Genomic DNA, 14,594 nt, shown 5'->3' with positions numbered 1-14,594 from the left:
GGCACTCAGGCTTGTGACATCATCCGCAGAATTTTTTTAGGGGGCGCTCTGTGCGCGCGCATCAGGGGAAGATGGGCGTCGTCGGCTCTGCTCCGTGCAGCTCGGCTTGCGGGAAATGCTGCGCAACCAGTTCCTCGATCTCCTGTTCCCGTGACGCCGGCACATCGGCCATCAGCAACAACTGGCCATCGCGTACCGCATCGTGAAAGCGAGCGAGCAATGTATTGGGTTCGGCGACACCGATCATCGAGGCGGCCCATGCCCCAACTCCGGCGCCGGCCAGCGTCATTGCGACGACGGCGCCGCCGGCGATCGTCAGTCCCGCGGGAGGAAACGCGAGCGCAATCAGACCAAGAAAGGCGCCTGTCGCGCCGCCAAGCGCAACGCCGCGTTCGAGCGCGTGAACCACGTCGCTGCTCTGCAACAGCGAAGCCTCGGGCAATTGTTCGAGTGCGACGTTGTGATTGGCAAGCACATGGATATGGCGCCAGGTGATTCGCGCCCGCAGCAGATCGTCCACGATTGCTCTGGCGATTGCCGCGTCCGGTACGAGAAAGTAGATGCGTCTCATGATGTTTTTTCCTCGATTAAGAGGTTATCGCCGCCGTGGGACGATGATATTCATCATAGGACGTAAGTGCGCGTTTGACATCTCCTTGCGCACCGCTCGCAAACACTGCTGAGTGCGCTTCGGCGAGTGAGAAGAACTGCGCCGGCGGCGCATATTCGATGATTTTGCTTTGCGAGAGGAAACAAACGCGATCGGCATGTAAATGAAAATTCGATTTTCAAAAATCTGCCATATCGTTTCGTTGTGGTTGCGGGCGTCGGTGGATGGATTTGCCTTGTCGCGGGGGCGATTATTCTATCTTGGTTCGGATGAACATACCTTAAGGACTCCTTAAGAACCGTGCGAAAGAAGCCGCAAGCGAGCATTGAACGCATTTTTATCCGATAAATTGAAGATTTCGGAATAAGTGCCGATACCCCCTGTAACCGCACTAGGAGGGCGGCTCTATGACTATGACAAAGCAACGCGCAGGCTTGCGCAAACGTTTGGCGACGAATCTGGCCGAACGTAAGACTGTATGGCGCCTGATGTGGGTGCCGCTTGCAGCAATGTCGTTGACAATCGCGGCATGCGGGGGCGGGGGGAGTTCCTCCGGGACGAGCGCATCGACCTCTTCCGGCGTCGTCGCGGCGGCGTCATTGTCGGGTAAGGCGATCGATCGCCCGATCGCGAACGCGCAAATCGTCTTTACGGCGAACTCGCCGCAAGGCGACACCGGCGCCACAGTGATCGGTACTGTGACGGCCAGCGCCGACGGTTCGTTCACAGGTAGCGTTTCGGTTCCCGCCACCAGCGCCCCCATCTTTGCGAACGCGACCGATCCGAATCAAACCTCCCTCGTGCTGTCGAGCTACCTTGGAACGGGGGCCGCGATCTCTTCGGCCGGAACGCTCAGTGCGAACGACCTGCCCGACCTGGACATCACGCCCGTGACGACGGCCGCATTAGCAGTCTATGCGCAGGCGAACGGGGGGGGCTATTCGAATTTGACGCACAGCGGATATCGGACGACGCTGCGGACGTACCGCGGCGACATTCTCGTCATTGCATCGGCGATCAAGGCGGTGGGCGACAAGTTGTGTACGCCGTCGGCCAGCATTACGTCCACGACGAATCTGGCGGCAGCCATCGCCGCGGCGTCGAACCTGACCTCGGGTAATTCGACGACGCTCGCATCTGCCGCTGCCGCCCTGGGCGGAAACTGTGCGGCCGCGCTGACGACGTTGCAACAAGCGATTACGTCCGACGACGTGTTCGGCCCGCAGTTGTCCACGGGCGATGTGTTGGAGTCGGGGACGTCCGTTGTGCCGGCCGGCGCGTATCAGTTGCAGGCGCTTGTCGCGGAGACGGGGCTCGATAGTAGTCTGACGGCGGCGAACCTTACCTCCTCGCCTGCGAACGTCGCAGCGGCGAGCGTCGTGGCCGATACGGCGCTGACGATCGCTAACGACGGCACGATTACCTCGACGGACGGCAATGTGACGGGCGCCGTCCGTGGTAGCTTGATCAAGCTGTCCGTGAAGTCGGGCACGGCGACGTACCAATTGCGCGGCAAACTCGGCACGGTGCCTGCCGCACTCGTGACCGGAGGTAGTGCATTCGCGGTGCAAGGGGGCGGGGTCAATACGGGGACGAACATTTTGACGAATTTCTCCGCGGTGCTGGCAGCGAGTGGTGCGGTACCGGTCTGGAACGGCGTGGCAGTGCCGGCCGGAAGCAGCGACGATGCGGGCGTAACCTGTACGGCGGGCCAGCCGATTCGTTTGAGCGGTTTCGTGCCGGGGCTGGGTGGCGGCGTGCTTGGCGAATGCGTCGTGCCGACGGCGGGGGGATGGACGATGTCGAGCCCGACATCGGTGCATGGCGAATTCGATTTCGAGTTCGCGACGAAGGAAACGCCGGCGGCGACACCGACGCTGACCGCGACGACATGGACGCCGACGGCATCGGCTGCGTTCATCCTCAGTGATGCTTCCGCGAGCTTTGCACTGAACGCGGGGGCTGTTGCGCCGGTGACCGGCACCGGGTATTACGTCATGGGTTCGCGATCGATCGTTTTTGCCACCACGACAGCGACCGGAGCGTTCATCGCTTCCGAGAGCCCGCTTATGAAAGCGGATGATTCGAGCGATAGTGCCGATAATTAGCACGGGTTGCAGTAATCGATTCCGGCGGTGACACGCCGGAATCGAACTCTTTTCCCCGTCGGTTTCGGATTGTTCTCCTATTCGACCTGTCCGCGAAGATCGGTCCATCACATCACTGGGTCGAAATACCCCAGACGTCTTCTGCTGTGGCGCCTGCAGCGCATTGACATGCATCAACGCGTCCGCACGCGTTGGGCGTAGTGTTAGTGCAACGCCGGAGCGGGGAGTCGCAATCAGCCACGCGCGCGTCGGTCGACGATCGGCTCCGGGACGCTCTCGAACCTGCCTAAGGTGACACCATGGGTAGAACTCTCCGCGGCCCGATGCCCGTGCGGATGAACATCACATGATGGAAACCTGGCACACCCTGAGCGCTGACGCCGTGACGCAGCGCCTGGTGTCGGACGCCGCGAATGGGCTTTGCGGCGAGGAGGCGGCGCGTCGGCTTGCACGGTACGGGCCCAATGAGATTGTCGAAGCGAAGGGGCGAAGTGTCATCGCGATGTTCCTTGCCCAATTCCGCGACTTCGCCATTCTTGTCCTCATTTCAGTGGCGGTGCTCTCAGGCGTATTGGGCGACGTAGAGGATACCTTGGTCATTGTCGCCATTGTGGCGCTCAATGCAGCCATCGGTTTCATTCAGGACTTTCGCGCCAACCGCGCGATGGCCGAACTCAAGCGGCTCGGCGCACCCCAGGCGACGGTCGTGCGCGATGGCCGTCGCTCGACGATCCCCGCTGCGTCGATGGTTCCCGGTGATCTCGTATTGTTGGAGGCCGGTTGCGTGGCGCCGGCCGATATTCGTCTGATCGAAGCACCGCAACTGAAGGTGAGCGAAGCGGCGCTGACAGGCGAAGCCTTTCCGATCGAAAAGAACGTCGCGCCCCTCGACGATGCGGCGCTGCCGATTGCCGACCAGATCAACATGGTGTTCAAGGGCACCATGATCACCTACGGACGCGCACGCGGCATCGTGGTAACGACGGGCATGAACACGCAACTCGGGCGCATCGCGGCACTGCTCGAGCAAGCGCCGCCTGCATCGACGCCGCTGCAAAAGCGCTTGGCCGTGTTCGGGCGTCAACTGGCGGTGCTGGTCGTCGTGGTATGCGCAGTGATCTTTGCTGCGGGTGTGCTGCGTGGCGAAGCGGTGACGCAGATGCTGCTCACGGCCGCGAGCCTCGCGGTGGCTGCGATTCCCGAAGCGCTGCCTGCGGTCGTGACCATCATGCGTGCGCTGGGAGCCCGCAACATGGCGCGGCGCAACGCGCTGGTGCGCAGGTTGCCCGCGGTCGAGACACTCGGGTCGGTGAGCTGGATTTGCACCGACAAGACCGGAACTTTGACACGCAACGAAATGCGTGTGACGCAGATCTGTCCGAGCGGAGAAAACCGGGTGGACGTGGAGTCGGCCGCCCACGAAGGCGTGACCGCGCAATTGCTCGAAGCGGCTGCATTGAGCAACGATGCGGCATACGACGAGCGGGGCGGGATTGCGGGTGATCCGACCGAAGTTGCGTTATGGCGTATGGCGGCTGACGCGGGGCTCGACAGGCGAAAGCTCGAACGGTCGATGCCGCGCTGCATGGAGTTCGCATTCGATTCGGACCGCAAGCGGATGACGACGATACACCGGGCCGGAAGCGGCTTCGTCGCGTATACGAAGGGCGCACCGGAGGCCATCGTTGAGCGTTGCCTATCCACTGCGCGCGCGGATGGCGATAACGTCGACGACCGCCATGGGCCGCTCGACCAGGGCGCGCTGCTTGCCATGGCAGGTGCCATGGCAGCCGATGGTCTGCGAGTGCTCGCGCTTGCGCGGCGCGCATGGCCCGCGCTACCGGCAACGGGCGCTACGCCGGATACCGTGGAGCGCGAGCTTACGCTGATCGGATTCGTCGGCATGCTCGATCCACTGCGGCCCGGTGTGTCGGCGGCAGTGACGACGTGTCGCGCGGCGGGCATTACGCTGGTGATGATTACGGGCGACCATCCGATGACGGCGCGGGCGATCGCGCGTTCGCTCGGCATGCTCGACGAAGGCGATACGATCATGACCGGACGTGAGCTTGCCGCACTTGCCGATGACGAGCTTGCGAGGCGTATCGAGCACGTGAGGGTGTTCGCGCGCTTGGACCCGGCGCAGAAGATTCGAATCGTGGAGGCAATACAGGCGCGGGGCCAATATGTCGCGATGACAGGGGACGGCGTCAACGACGCACCGGCGCTTGCCCGCGCCGACATCGGTGTCGCGATGGGGCGCGCGGGTACGGATGTCGCGCGTGAGGCAGCGAGCCTCGTGCTTCTCGATGACGACTTCACCACGATAGTGGCCGCGGTCGAAGAAGGCCGACGCATCTTCGCCAATGTCCGAAAGTTCATCCGGTATGTGCTGACCTGCAATTCGGCGGAGCTTTGGGTGGTGGCGGCGTCGCCATTGCTGGGGCTGCCGATGCCGCTGTTGCCGATCCACATTTTGTGGATCAATCTGCTGACGGACGGGTTGCCCGGGCTCGCGTTTGCTGCCGAGCCCGCCGAACCGACGCTCATGCAGGAGCGTGCGCGCCCGCCCAACGAGGGCCTTTTCACAGGTGGCATGTGGCGGCAGATTCTTTGGGGTGGCGTCGCCATGGCGGCCGTCACGCTCGGCGTGCAAGCGTGGGGGCTCCACAGCGGCTACGCCGCATGGCAGACGATGACGTTCACGGTGCTGGCGTTTTCTCAGTTGGGCCACGCGCTCGCGATCCGTTCCGAGCGCACTTCGCTGTTCGCGCAGGGATTGAAATCGAACGCGCCAATGCTCGCCGCGGTCGCGCTCACGGCCGCACTGCAAATGGCGGCTCTCTACGTTCCAGGCTTGAGTGCGGCGCTTCGGACGACTGCGCTCAGCGGGCCCGAACTTGCGCTTTCGCTGGCAGCGTCCGTTATCGTGTTCTCGCTCATCGAGGTCGAGAAACTTTTCTTTCGTCGCACCCGGTCTGATCGCCCGGGACGTGATCGCCTCGCAGGCGAGACGGAGCGCGGGGGAGAATCGGGGGGAGCATGACGACATTATTCGGCACGCGCGCAGTACATGCATTGCTTCTCGCCGGCCTCATTGCGCTCGGCATCGTAGTGCTGCGACCTTTCCTGATTCCGATTACGTGGGCCTTCATCATTGCGTATATGACGTGGCCTGCCTATGAGCGTTTGATTGCCGTCACGCGCAACAGGCGATCGCTTGCAGCATTGCTGATGACGTTGCTGGTCATGCTTGGGCTCGTGGTTCCCGTGTTGTTGTTGACGATGCCGCTGACGAAAGAGACGATGGCGTTCGGGCGGCAATTGGCGGCGTGGATGGCCGATGGAGACCATGTATTGCCGCGTTCGGTCCGCTCGATTCCGTGGCTCGGTGCGGGGCTGCAGACCGTATTCGACGATATCGCGCGCGAACCTTCCGCATGGCGCGCGCAGTTCTCGCAGTGGGGCAATCGCTGGATTGGCGAAGCCGCCCAACTCGCGGGCAGTCTCGGGCGCAACGCCGTGAAGTTCGGTTTTGCTTTGCTGACGCTCTTCTTTGCCTATCGAGATGGTCGGACGTTGCTTGAACAGGTCCGGCGCTCGCTGTGGCCTTACCTCGGCAAGCGGCTGGACCTTTACCTTGCCGCGATCGGCGCGGTCTGTCACTCGGTCGTGCGCGGCATCGTACTCACGGCGGCGGCTCAAGGCGTGCTCGCGGGAATCGGTTATTGGGCGGCGGGTGTGGGTGCGCCGTTGCTACTCGCGACGTTGACCGCGCTGGCTGCGCTGCTGCCATTCGGCACGCCGCTGGTATGGGCGCCAGCCGGCATCGTTTTGATCATCAACGGCGACACATGGGCGGGGATCGGCTTGTTGCTATGGGGGGCACTCGTGGTGAGTTGGATCGACAACCTCATTCGTCCGCTCGTGATCAGCAGCACGGGACGCGTGCCGTTCTTGCTCGTGGTGTTCGGTATTCTGGGCGGGGTACTGGCATTTGGCTTCGTGGGCATTTTCATCGGGCCTTTTGTCATTGCCACGCTGCTTGCGGTTTGGCGTGAATGGCAGGCCGACCTGATCAATGATGAATCGCTCGGCGCAATCGGAGGGCGGTCGGACACGCCTTCCGATACGAAGCGTCAATAGCAATTGATCGGCATGAGAAAGGCGAGGCATGTGCCGTCGGCCCGCGACGGTGTTTTTTCGAACCCGACTTCCTCCCCACGCGCACGGCGTCAATTGCGCGTTGATACCTTCGGCCGCAGGCGGCCAGGCAACGGGCTGATTCGCGGCAGCACGTTCTCCGAGTTCATCAGCCAATGAGCAACGGCGGCCAGTACATGCAGGCCCATCAACGTCGCCAGTCCATATGCGGTCAACGCATGAAGTTCGCCAAACAGCTGTGACAGCTCGTGGCTTTTTGGCACGAGTGTCGGGAGGGAGAACACGCCGAAGCAACTGGCGACGTGGCCTGCCGCATTCGTCTTCAGCCAGCCAAGCATAGGAATGGCGAGCATGAGAACGAGGAGCAGGTAATGGACGGCTTTCTCCGCGAAGTAGCTTGGCGATCCGGCCACGTTGATCGAAGGCGGCAAGCGGCGTCGCATGCGCAGCCGATTCGCGATGCGGATCAATGCGAGGCCGAGAATGGCGATGCCGATCGACTTGTGCAGTGCGATCAGTTCCTCGTGATCATCCAGCAGCCATCCGATGACCAGATTGCCGATCAGCGCGACGGCGAGCAGCCAGTGAAGCAGGCTGATCGAAAGCGGATAGCGGGGTTTGTGCCTCATCGGGCGGTACTCCAAAGGGTAAGGGACCGATCGTCTAGTTCAGCAGATCGTGGTAGTGCTTTCTTGTGACGTTTATCTTGCGCAGATCCTGCTTGGCCTCGTTCATGTCGTTGGCGCGAATGGCTTCGTCGACGACAGCGAGTTGCTGCTTCAGTTTTTGCATGCCTTCGTCGTAGGTCGCCTGATCGTCACGGTAGGCCTGACGACTCGCATGATCGACATCGCTTTCCAGCCGCGCCACGTAGCGGCTCAGCTCCGGCATCGTGGTACTGGCCATTGCGCCTTGCAGTGCGCGTTTCATATCTTTCATGACGACCTTGATCTCGCCAGCGTATGTCGTCTGCACGCCGATGACGAGTTGCGCGCATAGAAGTAGCGCCTGGAGATACATCCGGGGTGGAAGCTTGGACATCGGCAATCATTGAGTGGAAGATGGATGCCGCAAGACTAATCCAGCGAGGCTTAACGGGAGCTTAAGGCGCTGCGTGAGGCGCTTCGCTCCGTTCTTTCCTGATATATCGGTACTCGTGCCACGTAAGCGCGGTGACGACGATGTCCAATGCCGTGATGAGTAGCAGCGAGACCGAGTGCGCAAACGTGTATCGATAAAGCTGATAGGCGATAAACAAGCCGAAGATCGACATTGCGGCGGGGTAATACCACAGCTTTTCTCGCAGCAGGCCGGCGATCAACCACAGTTTTATCAGGCCATGCACAAGCAGGTAGATCGCGGCAAACGTTTCGGTGCCGACTGAAAGATCCTGGGCAGTATGCAGGAGGAAGTTCGCGACGAGATCTTGCGGATCTTCGACGAATTCCTTCTTGGTGACCCAAAGGACAAGCGTCAGCAAAAGCTGCGGCGGCACGAACCAGGTGGCTACGCCGGCTACTATCTCTAATAGCGCGAAGGCACCCTTGCACCATAAGCTGAGCTTGAATGCAAGATGTATTCTTTTTTCGCCGAGCAACGTGCTTACGCGATTCACGGTCGGATAAGCCTCCCGATATGAAACGTCGATAGCAACTGATCGGCATGGGAGGAGTGCGGTCGACCCTTGGTCTTCGTATGGTATGCCTCGGTCGCCTCCTTGCCGCACCAAGGCAGGATGATTGCGGGATTGGACGGGTGTTGCGGCAGGTAGGCGGTGAGGTCATACACGGCGCCATCGATTGCCATCCAGCAATCCGCCGCTTGGTTGTGTCGAGCGACTTCAACGAGCGTCCACATTTTATCCGCCGCTACTGCATCGGGACCGGCCGCTTTATCGGGAAGCCAGACGTTGGCGGCCCAAAACGCCCCGACGGCGAGCCAGAACACTGCCGTCGACAGAATGAAGAGTGTACGCATGATCAGCGGAAGTCGAATCGCTCGTAGTGAATGGATCCAGGCGATACACCCAGCTCGACCAGCCGAGGAACCAGCGTGTCGACCATCGCCGGCGGTCCGCAAAGGTAAACCCGACGCTCGGTCAGGCGTGTCACCTTCGCCATCAGCGGTTCGACGTTTGGCGGGTGATTGCCGGTGGCTTGCGCTATCAGGTCGAAGTTCGAATCGATCTCCGCGAGCATGGCGAGTTCGTCGAGGAAAGCCGCATCGCCGGCTGATCGGTAGAGGTAGATCAGCGTGGTCGGCTGCATGCGGGGCTGCGCGCGCAGCGAGGCCATAAACGGAGTGATTCCGATACCGCCCGCAATCCAAAGCTCGGGACCATCGGCAGTATCCGCAAGGAAGCTGCCGAACGGCCCCTGCAGATGCACCAGGACGCCGGGCTCCAGCGCTTGCAGGTTCTGCGAGCACCGGCCGAGCGCCTTGATCGTGAGCCGCAGACGGTGCTCCGCTTCGATGCGGCTCACCGTGAACGGGTGGTACTCACCGCAGCCCCGGAAATGCTTGCCGTGGCCAAATGCCGCCAGCACGAACTGACCCGGTGCAACGGCGAGTGCGGCGGCACACGGGGAGACTGCCGCTTCGATCGTCCCCGCAGCAGGATTTGTCACTGCAGTCACTCGATAGGGCGCGGCGGCGAGGCCGAGATCGCTTCCCATGATGCGCCAGGCCAGGGCAAACATACCGAGGATCAGGATGCCGAGCGACGGCGCAGGCTCGCCGAGCAGCGCTCCCACGTGAGAGAAGGCGAGCAGAACGCCGACTCCGAGCAACGCGTGGAGGCCGCGCCAGCGACGGTAGGGCAACTGCGAGGCGAAGGTGGCAGTCAGCCCGATCATCAGGAGAGCAAGCGCGCACCAGCCAAGCCAGACCGGCCACGCCTGCAGCCACGGAGCAAGCGACTGCCACGCCACGCGGGGCGATTCCTTCCAGCCGTCGATCGCAAGGGCGAGCGGATGCACGAGCAGCGCGAGGTAGGCGAGGACACCGGCGCGATGATGCCAGCGATAGCAGAGTTCGAGTCCACCCAGCGCGCCGGTAAGATGCGGCTCGCGCACCATGAGGACCGTGGCGATCGTGAGCATTCCGGTGCCGGTCCAGGCGCTGACGATGCCGATACTGCGCCACGGCTGCACGCCGACGGGAAACGCCCACCATGCGAGCAATAGGGACGAGGCCACCGCAATCGCCGGGATCGTCAAGCGCCGTTGCCAGCGTTCAATCGAGTGCGGACTCATTGCAATCGGCCTTGTGCGCGCAACTGCTCGCAACCGGAGTCCGCATGAGGTTTAAGCAACGCGCGCGCTTTGCGCGCCCGCTCGGCCATCAGAGCGTGATGCTCGGCTTGATAGGCCTTGCATTCCTCATACGAGGTGAAGCTGCGCATGCGCCGCTGATGCTCCTCTCGTTCTTCCGGGGTCATGAATCGCCAGCCATAGGTGTTAGGAGAGGCGGCATACCACGGTCCTGCCGCCGCGTTGGAAAACGGAGCGACAAGAAATAGGGCGATCAGGATGCGGGCAGCGAGGCGCTGGTTCATGCGATGGCTGGAGGACGCTATGGGCTGCCGGATTCGCCCCTTGCTGCCTGCGATTTCGGAGGGTGTCGCGGCGCGGCTGGACTTGCAGGTTAACGCGTCGATCGCAGCGCTACGTTGATCGAAATCAGCATCGATGCTCGTCGATGGCTGGCTGGCGCCGGTAGCGGATTTGCCGCGCGCGATCGACGCCAACGTGCCTGTTATTTCTCCAACTCGGCAAAGAGCCAATCGTGAAAGCTGCGCGGCGGCCGGTCGCTTCTCGCGCGCGGCGCCCTTTCAGCGATCGCCGCGTTCAAGGGCGGCACCGCCGCGCAACGCATCGAAGGCCGCGAGCGCACGCATGCGCGCCTGCGGATGATCGACAACGGGGAACGGATAGGTCTCGCCCAATCGAACGGAGGCGGCTTCGAGCTGGGCGGGCGCGGCGAGCCACGGCGCGTGTATCGATACGTCCGGCAACCGGCTAAGCTCGGGCACCCAGCGCCGCACGTAGTCCCCCCGCGCATCGAATTTCTGCCCTTGCAATACCGGATTGAAAATTCGAAAGTATGGCGCCGCATCGGCGCCGCTGCCCGCAACCCATTGCCAGCCTGCCGGATTGTTGGCCTCGTCGGCGTCGACCAACGTGTCCCAAAACCAGGACTCGCCTTCGCGCCAGTCGATCAGCAGATGCTTGATCAGAAACGACGCGACCACCATGCGTGCCCGGTTATGCATCCAGCCGGTTCGCCACAACTCCCGCATCCCGGCGTCGACGACGGGGTACCCGGTCTTGCCGCGCTGCCATGCCCGCAGGGCTTGCGCATCGTGGCGCCACGGCATCGCGTCGAATTGCCGTCTGAAGTTCACTTCGTGCAGCGGCGGAAAATGAAAGAGCAGATGATACGAAAACTCGCGCCATCCCAGTTCGTCCTGGAACCGGTGAAGGTGTTCGCCCGGGATCGACTCCGACTGCGCGGTCGCGAGTGCGGCGTACCAGATCTGCCGCACCGAGATATTGCCGAAGCGAAGGTAGGGCGACAGCTTGCTCGTTCCGTCATGCGCCGGCGCGTCGCGACTCGCCGCGTAGCCGTCCAGCACGTGAGCTAGAAAGTGCTGCAGCTGCTGCTGTGCGCCGTTTTCCCCGCACGTCCATGTTTCTCGCAACCCGGCCGCCCAGTCCGGTGCATGAGGCTGTAGTTTGAGGTCGATGAGGTCGACGGCCAATGTGCGTGCGCGCTCAGGCAGCGAATAGAACGGCAGACCGTCGGGGGCAGGTTGGGGCGGCTCGGGAGAAAAGCCCAGGCGTGCCGCACGCCAGTACGCGCCGAACACCTGGAACGGCTGGCCTTCTCGCGTAGTGACTTTCCACGGCTCGCGCAGTAGGTGTCCGTTGAAGGTCGAGACCAAGACGCCCTTGGCTTCGAGCGCCGACTTGATTGACGCATCGGTCTGCCGTTGCGCGGCGCTATAGCGACGGTTCCAGCAGACCTCGACGGCCTCGACAGCCGAGGCGAACGCCTCGATCGTTTCCCGTTCCGCGCCGCTGAGCAACACGAGGCTGCCGCCCAGCGATCGCAGTGCTCTATCGAGTTCGCGCAACGACTCATGGAGCCACCAGCGCGCGGCGGCGCCGAGGGATCGGCCATGCCGCGGTTCGGCATCGTACACGTAGACGCACACCACTGGGCATCCGCTGGACACCGCGTGCGAAAGGGCGGGATTGTCGGCCAGCCGCTGGTCGTCGCGGAACCAAACGATGATCGGTCGGCGCAGTTGTGGCTGTCGGCGTTCTGTCATAGCCTTTGATTGGTCAGCAATGAAACGCAAGTGTACAAGGTTTTGTGGCGAAACCGCCTTGGCGATACGAGGATGAAGCGAGATTGGCGTACGGTCCTTCGACGCATTGCCATGCTGAGCAGGCGCAACGGGCTCTTTGTCGCACCGGGGTGCGGCTTTAACCGAGCGAAAGCGGGTGCCGGGCGGCCGACGCTATAGTAGGATTGAGCTTTTGGTGAATCGGAAAAGCGACACATCGGCGTTTCGTGTTCCGCATCGAATCCATAGTCGAGAGAAAGCGCATGAAAAAGAAAGCCGCCGCGCCGGCAGTCGAGGCAAAAGCTACGGAAGGGCGCGCGAGCGATGAGCACCGCTATCGCAGTGGCGAGGCCGCGCGGCGCGCGAAAATGCCGCCCACCACGCTGCGCATGTGGGAGCGTCGCTACGACGTCATCAGTCCCCTGAAGAGCGAGGCGGGCCAGCGGTTGTATTCGGAAGAAGACGTGCGCCGCCTGGTCCTGCTTAAGGCGCTGGTCAGGCAGGGGCACTCGATCGGCTCGATCGCGCGCTTGCCGCGCGAGCAGTTGGAGTCGCTGTTTCAGGCTCGCCCGGAAATCATCGCTTCGGAATCGCGAGCGAAGGACGGCGGGGCCGAGCGCGTTGCACGGATCGCGGTCGTGGGTTCGGGAGTGCAGCGACGGCTCGCGCTCTCGCTTGCCCAGACGGGGCAAGCCAACCACGTCGATTTGGTCAAGCTGGCCAATCTCGGCGAAGCGGGGATCGCCGCCGACAAGGGCGAGCAGGTCGATGCTCTGGTGGTCGACGTGCTTGCGCTGACACACGATGTTGCCGCGCAAGTGCTCGAAATGCGGGGGCGTTTGCATGCACGCATTGCGGCGGTTTCCTATGCCTACGGCAATGCCGCGCCCACCGAGACGCTGCGGTTGGCGGGCGTGCGGCTGTACCGGGCGCCGCTCACTGCCGTGGAAAGCCGGCAGCTTGCGGCCGATCTGCAGGCGGGCGGGGCCGGTATCGAGGTGCTCGGCACCGAAGCGATTGGCGTTCGCGTACCGCGCCGCTTTGGCGACGAGGAGTTGGAGCGCCTGATGTTGCAATCGGCGATCGTTCAGTGCGAGTGTCCGCAACACCTGGGCGAGCTGATCACGCGTCTCGATGCGTTCGAGCGCTACAGCAATGACTGCATGTCGCGATCGGTCGACGATGCCGTGCTGCATCGGCATTTGGGCGATGTGGCAAATCGCGCCAGAGCGATGTTGGAAGCCGCGCTGGAACGCGTGGTTGACGCGCAGGGCCGCGAGTAAATGCGCATCGAATACGAGCAAGAGATTGAGCGCTATCGTCGCATCTGCAATCTGCGGCGCCGGCATCGGTCGGAACAATAGCGGACTTCGGCCCAGCTTTTGGCCCATGCACGGCGCCATGTCATCGTGCGCCCGCATGCGGCGCAAATTTTGCAGAGCAGTGCCCGCTTGTTGCCTTTGTGCCCTCTCGACTCATTCATTTGACGTCATCCACTTCCGCAGAGACGGGCCGGCCAGCGCCTCTCCGTGATCACATCCAGGGCTGCTCGGGCATGACCGGCGTCGTCTATGATTCCTTGTAGGGCGTAGCGTTATATTGTTCTGTGACAATGTTGCATGAAACGGTATTTCGAGTCAAACTCAAAGCGCGCTCGCCAGCGCAACGTTCGTTGGGAGGGTCCTATGCATTTACCAAAACCGGGTCGTGCGTCGTTGTTCGCCTGCGCCGCCCTTGCCGCGTGTGTCTTCTTGTGCAGCTGCACGTATTTCGCTGGCGGGAAGGTGGGTAATGCGAGCGTTCCCGAGCCGGCCAAGCCCGTTGACCTGGCGCGTTACACCGGCAAGTGGTTCGAATTCGCTCGCTATGAAAACCGCTTCGAGCGCGGGTGCGATGCAGTCACCGCCGAATACGCGGTACGCGATGATGGGCTCATCTCCGTCCGCAATAGTTGTCGCGCAGACGGGCGCGAGCGCGTCTCGGACGGGCGTGCGAAGGTCGTGGCGGGCACGCGCGGAGCGAAGTTGAAGGTGTCGTTCTTTGGCCCCTTCTTCGTGGGCAACTACTGGGTGCTCGACCATGCCGACGATTACTCATGGTCGATCGTGGGTGAGCCTTCAGGCCGCTTTCTGTGGGTATTGACGCGTGTGGCGCGACCAGCGCCGTCAGAAGCGCAGGCGCTCTATCAGCGTGTGCAGGGGTTGGGCTACGACGTGTCCATGTTGCGGCGCACAGCCCAGTGAGACAGGCGCATCGACTCCACCAGGCGCCCCATTGCGCGCCGTCATTCCATCCATAGGCGACAAGCCACTTTTCGACGGACGTCGCGGTGATCCGCTGCGCGCGGGGTGGGCTGTCG

Annotated in this window: 14 protein-coding genes; 5 read left to right on the top strand and 9 right to left on the bottom strand. The window is 62.5% G+C overall.

What is annotated here, in order from left to right; genetic code table 11:
• Positions 1-61: 61 nt before the first annotated feature.
• Positions 62-571, bottom strand: a complete 510-nt coding sequence (locus C0Z19_RS11380) for a DUF1269 domain-containing protein (RefSeq protein ID WP_102609929.1) — start codon at positions 569-571, stop codon at positions 62-64.
• A 446-nt stretch (positions 572-1,017) separates the two neighbouring features.
• Here C0Z19_RS11380 and C0Z19_RS11375 point away from each other — a divergent pair, with 446 nt between their 5' ends.
• From C0Z19_RS11375 to C0Z19_RS11365, 3 genes are all read left to right on the top strand, one after another.
• The gene (locus C0Z19_RS11375) at positions 1,018-2,718 is read left to right on the top strand and encodes a hypothetical protein (protein ID WP_146012041.1); all 1,701 of its coding nucleotides are present in this window, start codon (positions 1,018-1,020) and stop codon (positions 2,716-2,718) included.
• 346 nt (positions 2,719-3,064) lie between these two features.
• Entirely contained in the window at positions 3,065-5,764 is a 2,700-nt protein-coding gene (locus tag C0Z19_RS11370; RefSeq protein WP_102609927.1) for a cation-translocating P-type ATPase, read from the top strand.
• A complete protein-coding gene (locus C0Z19_RS11365) occupies positions 5,761-6,864 on the top strand; it encodes an AI-2E family transporter (RefSeq protein WP_102609926.1) in 1,104 nt (367 codons plus the stop codon). The genes C0Z19_RS11370 and C0Z19_RS11365 overlap by 4 nt, the downstream gene beginning before the upstream one ends.
• Positions 6,865-6,953: 89 nt before the next feature.
• Here the strand turns inward: C0Z19_RS11365 and C0Z19_RS11360 are convergent, their stop codons facing one another.
• The 7 genes from C0Z19_RS11360 to C0Z19_RS11330 form a co-directional block, all read right to left on the bottom strand.
• The gene (locus C0Z19_RS11360) at positions 6,954-7,511 is read right to left on the bottom strand and encodes a cytochrome b (protein WP_102609925.1); all 558 of its coding nucleotides are present in this window, start codon (positions 7,509-7,511) and stop codon (positions 6,954-6,956) included.
• 34 nt (positions 7,512-7,545) lie between these two features.
• Positions 7,546-7,923 carry a cytochrome b562 gene (locus C0Z19_RS11355; protein ID WP_175083944.1) on the bottom strand — a complete coding sequence of 126 codons (378 nt, stop codon included), beginning with the start codon at positions 7,921-7,923 and terminating at the stop codon, positions 7,546-7,548.
• A gap of 61 nt (positions 7,924-7,984) precedes the next feature.
• Complete coding sequence (locus C0Z19_RS11350; RefSeq protein WP_102609924.1) at positions 7,985-8,497, bottom strand: DUF2127 domain-containing protein; 513 nt, start codon at positions 8,495-8,497, stop codon at positions 7,985-7,987.
• Positions 8,494-8,859: a cytochrome b5 domain-containing protein gene (locus C0Z19_RS11345; protein ID WP_233196097.1), complete on the bottom strand. Its 366-nt coding sequence runs from the start codon at positions 8,857-8,859 to the stop codon at positions 8,494-8,496. The genes C0Z19_RS11350 and C0Z19_RS11345 overlap by 4 nt, the downstream gene beginning before the upstream one ends.
• A gap of 2 nt (positions 8,860-8,861) precedes the next feature.
• On the bottom strand, positions 8,862-10,136 hold the full coding sequence (locus C0Z19_RS11340) for a ferredoxin reductase family protein (protein WP_102609923.1): 1,275 nt from the start codon (positions 10,134-10,136) through the stop codon (positions 8,862-8,864).
• On the bottom strand, positions 10,133-10,630 hold the full coding sequence (locus C0Z19_RS28460) for a hypothetical protein (protein ID WP_199180772.1): 498 nt from the start codon (positions 10,628-10,630) through the stop codon (positions 10,133-10,135). The genes C0Z19_RS11340 and C0Z19_RS28460 overlap by 4 nt, the downstream gene beginning before the upstream one ends.
• Positions 10,631-10,714: 84 nt before the next feature.
• Positions 10,715-12,217, bottom strand: a complete 1,503-nt coding sequence (locus C0Z19_RS11330) for a cryptochrome/photolyase family protein (RefSeq protein ID WP_102609922.1) — start codon at positions 12,215-12,217, stop codon at positions 10,715-10,717.
• Positions 12,218-12,498: 281 nt separating this feature from the next.
• Between C0Z19_RS11330 and C0Z19_RS11325 the strand changes: the two genes are divergently transcribed.
• Positions 12,499-13,518 carry a MerR family transcriptional regulator gene (locus tag C0Z19_RS11325; protein WP_102609921.1) on the top strand — a complete coding sequence of 340 codons (1,020 nt, stop codon included), beginning with the start codon at positions 12,499-12,501 and terminating at the stop codon, positions 13,516-13,518.
• Positions 13,519-13,550: 32 nt separating this feature from the next.
• Here the strand turns inward: C0Z19_RS11325 and C0Z19_RS29160 are convergent, their stop codons facing one another.
• Positions 13,551-13,718 carry a DUF2256 domain-containing protein gene (locus C0Z19_RS29160; RefSeq protein WP_102609920.1) on the bottom strand — a complete coding sequence of 56 codons (168 nt, stop codon included), beginning with the start codon at positions 13,716-13,718 and terminating at the stop codon, positions 13,551-13,553.
• A gap of 202 nt (positions 13,719-13,920) precedes the next feature.
• Here C0Z19_RS29160 and C0Z19_RS11315 point away from each other — a divergent pair, with 202 nt between their 5' ends.
• Positions 13,921-14,478, top strand: coding sequence for a lipocalin family protein (locus C0Z19_RS11315; RefSeq protein ID WP_102609919.1), 558 nt, complete (start codon positions 13,921-13,923; stop codon positions 14,476-14,478).
• Positions 14,479-14,594 lie beyond the last annotated feature (116 nt).

The sequence above is a fragment of the Trinickia soli genome, assembly GCF_002879855.1.
Lineage (GTDB): Bacteria > Pseudomonadota > Gammaproteobacteria > Burkholderiales > Burkholderiaceae > Trinickia > Trinickia soli.
This window is presented reverse-complemented; position numbering and strand designations above follow the sequence as displayed.

Excerpts from the sequence above, each read along its gene's own strand:
- C0Z19_RS29160 (WP_102609920.1), bottom strand. The coding sequence starts at position 13,718 with ATGAATGAGTCGAGAGGGCACAAAGGCAACAAGCGGGCACTGCTCTGC.
- C0Z19_RS11355 (WP_175083944.1), bottom strand. The coding sequence starts at position 7,923 with ATGTCCAAGCTTCCACCCCGGATGTATCTCCAGGCGCTACTTCTATGC.
- C0Z19_RS11325 (WP_102609921.1), top strand. The coding sequence starts at position 12,499 with ATGAAAAAGAAAGCCGCCGCGCCGGCAGTCGAGGCAAAAGCTACGGAA.
- C0Z19_RS11360 (WP_102609925.1), bottom strand. The coding sequence starts at position 7,511 with ATGAGGCACAAACCCCGCTATCCGCTTTCGATCAGCCTGCTTCACTGG.
- C0Z19_RS11380 (WP_102609929.1), bottom strand. The coding sequence starts at position 571 with ATGAGACGCATCTACTTTCTCGTACCGGACGCGGCAATCGCCAGAGCA.
- C0Z19_RS11365 (WP_102609926.1), top strand. The coding sequence starts at position 5,761 with ATGACGACATTATTCGGCACGCGCGCAGTACATGCATTGCTTCTCGCC.
- C0Z19_RS11370 (WP_102609927.1), top strand. The coding sequence starts at position 3,065 with ATGATGGAAACCTGGCACACCCTGAGCGCTGACGCCGTGACGCAGCGC.
- C0Z19_RS11375 (WP_146012041.1), top strand. The coding sequence starts at position 1,018 with ATGACTATGACAAAGCAACGCGCAGGCTTGCGCAAACGTTTGGCGACG.
- C0Z19_RS11345 (WP_233196097.1), bottom strand. The coding sequence starts at position 8,859 with ATGCGTACACTCTTCATTCTGTCGACGGCAGTGTTCTGGCTCGCCGTC.
- C0Z19_RS11330 (WP_102609922.1), bottom strand. The coding sequence starts at position 12,217 with ATGACAGAACGCCGACAGCCACAACTGCGCCGACCGATCATCGTTTGG.
- C0Z19_RS11315 (WP_102609919.1), top strand. The coding sequence starts at position 13,921 with ATGCATTTACCAAAACCGGGTCGTGCGTCGTTGTTCGCCTGCGCCGCC.
- C0Z19_RS11340 (WP_102609923.1), bottom strand. The coding sequence starts at position 10,136 with ATGAGTCCGCACTCGATTGAACGCTGGCAACGGCGCTTGACGATCCCG.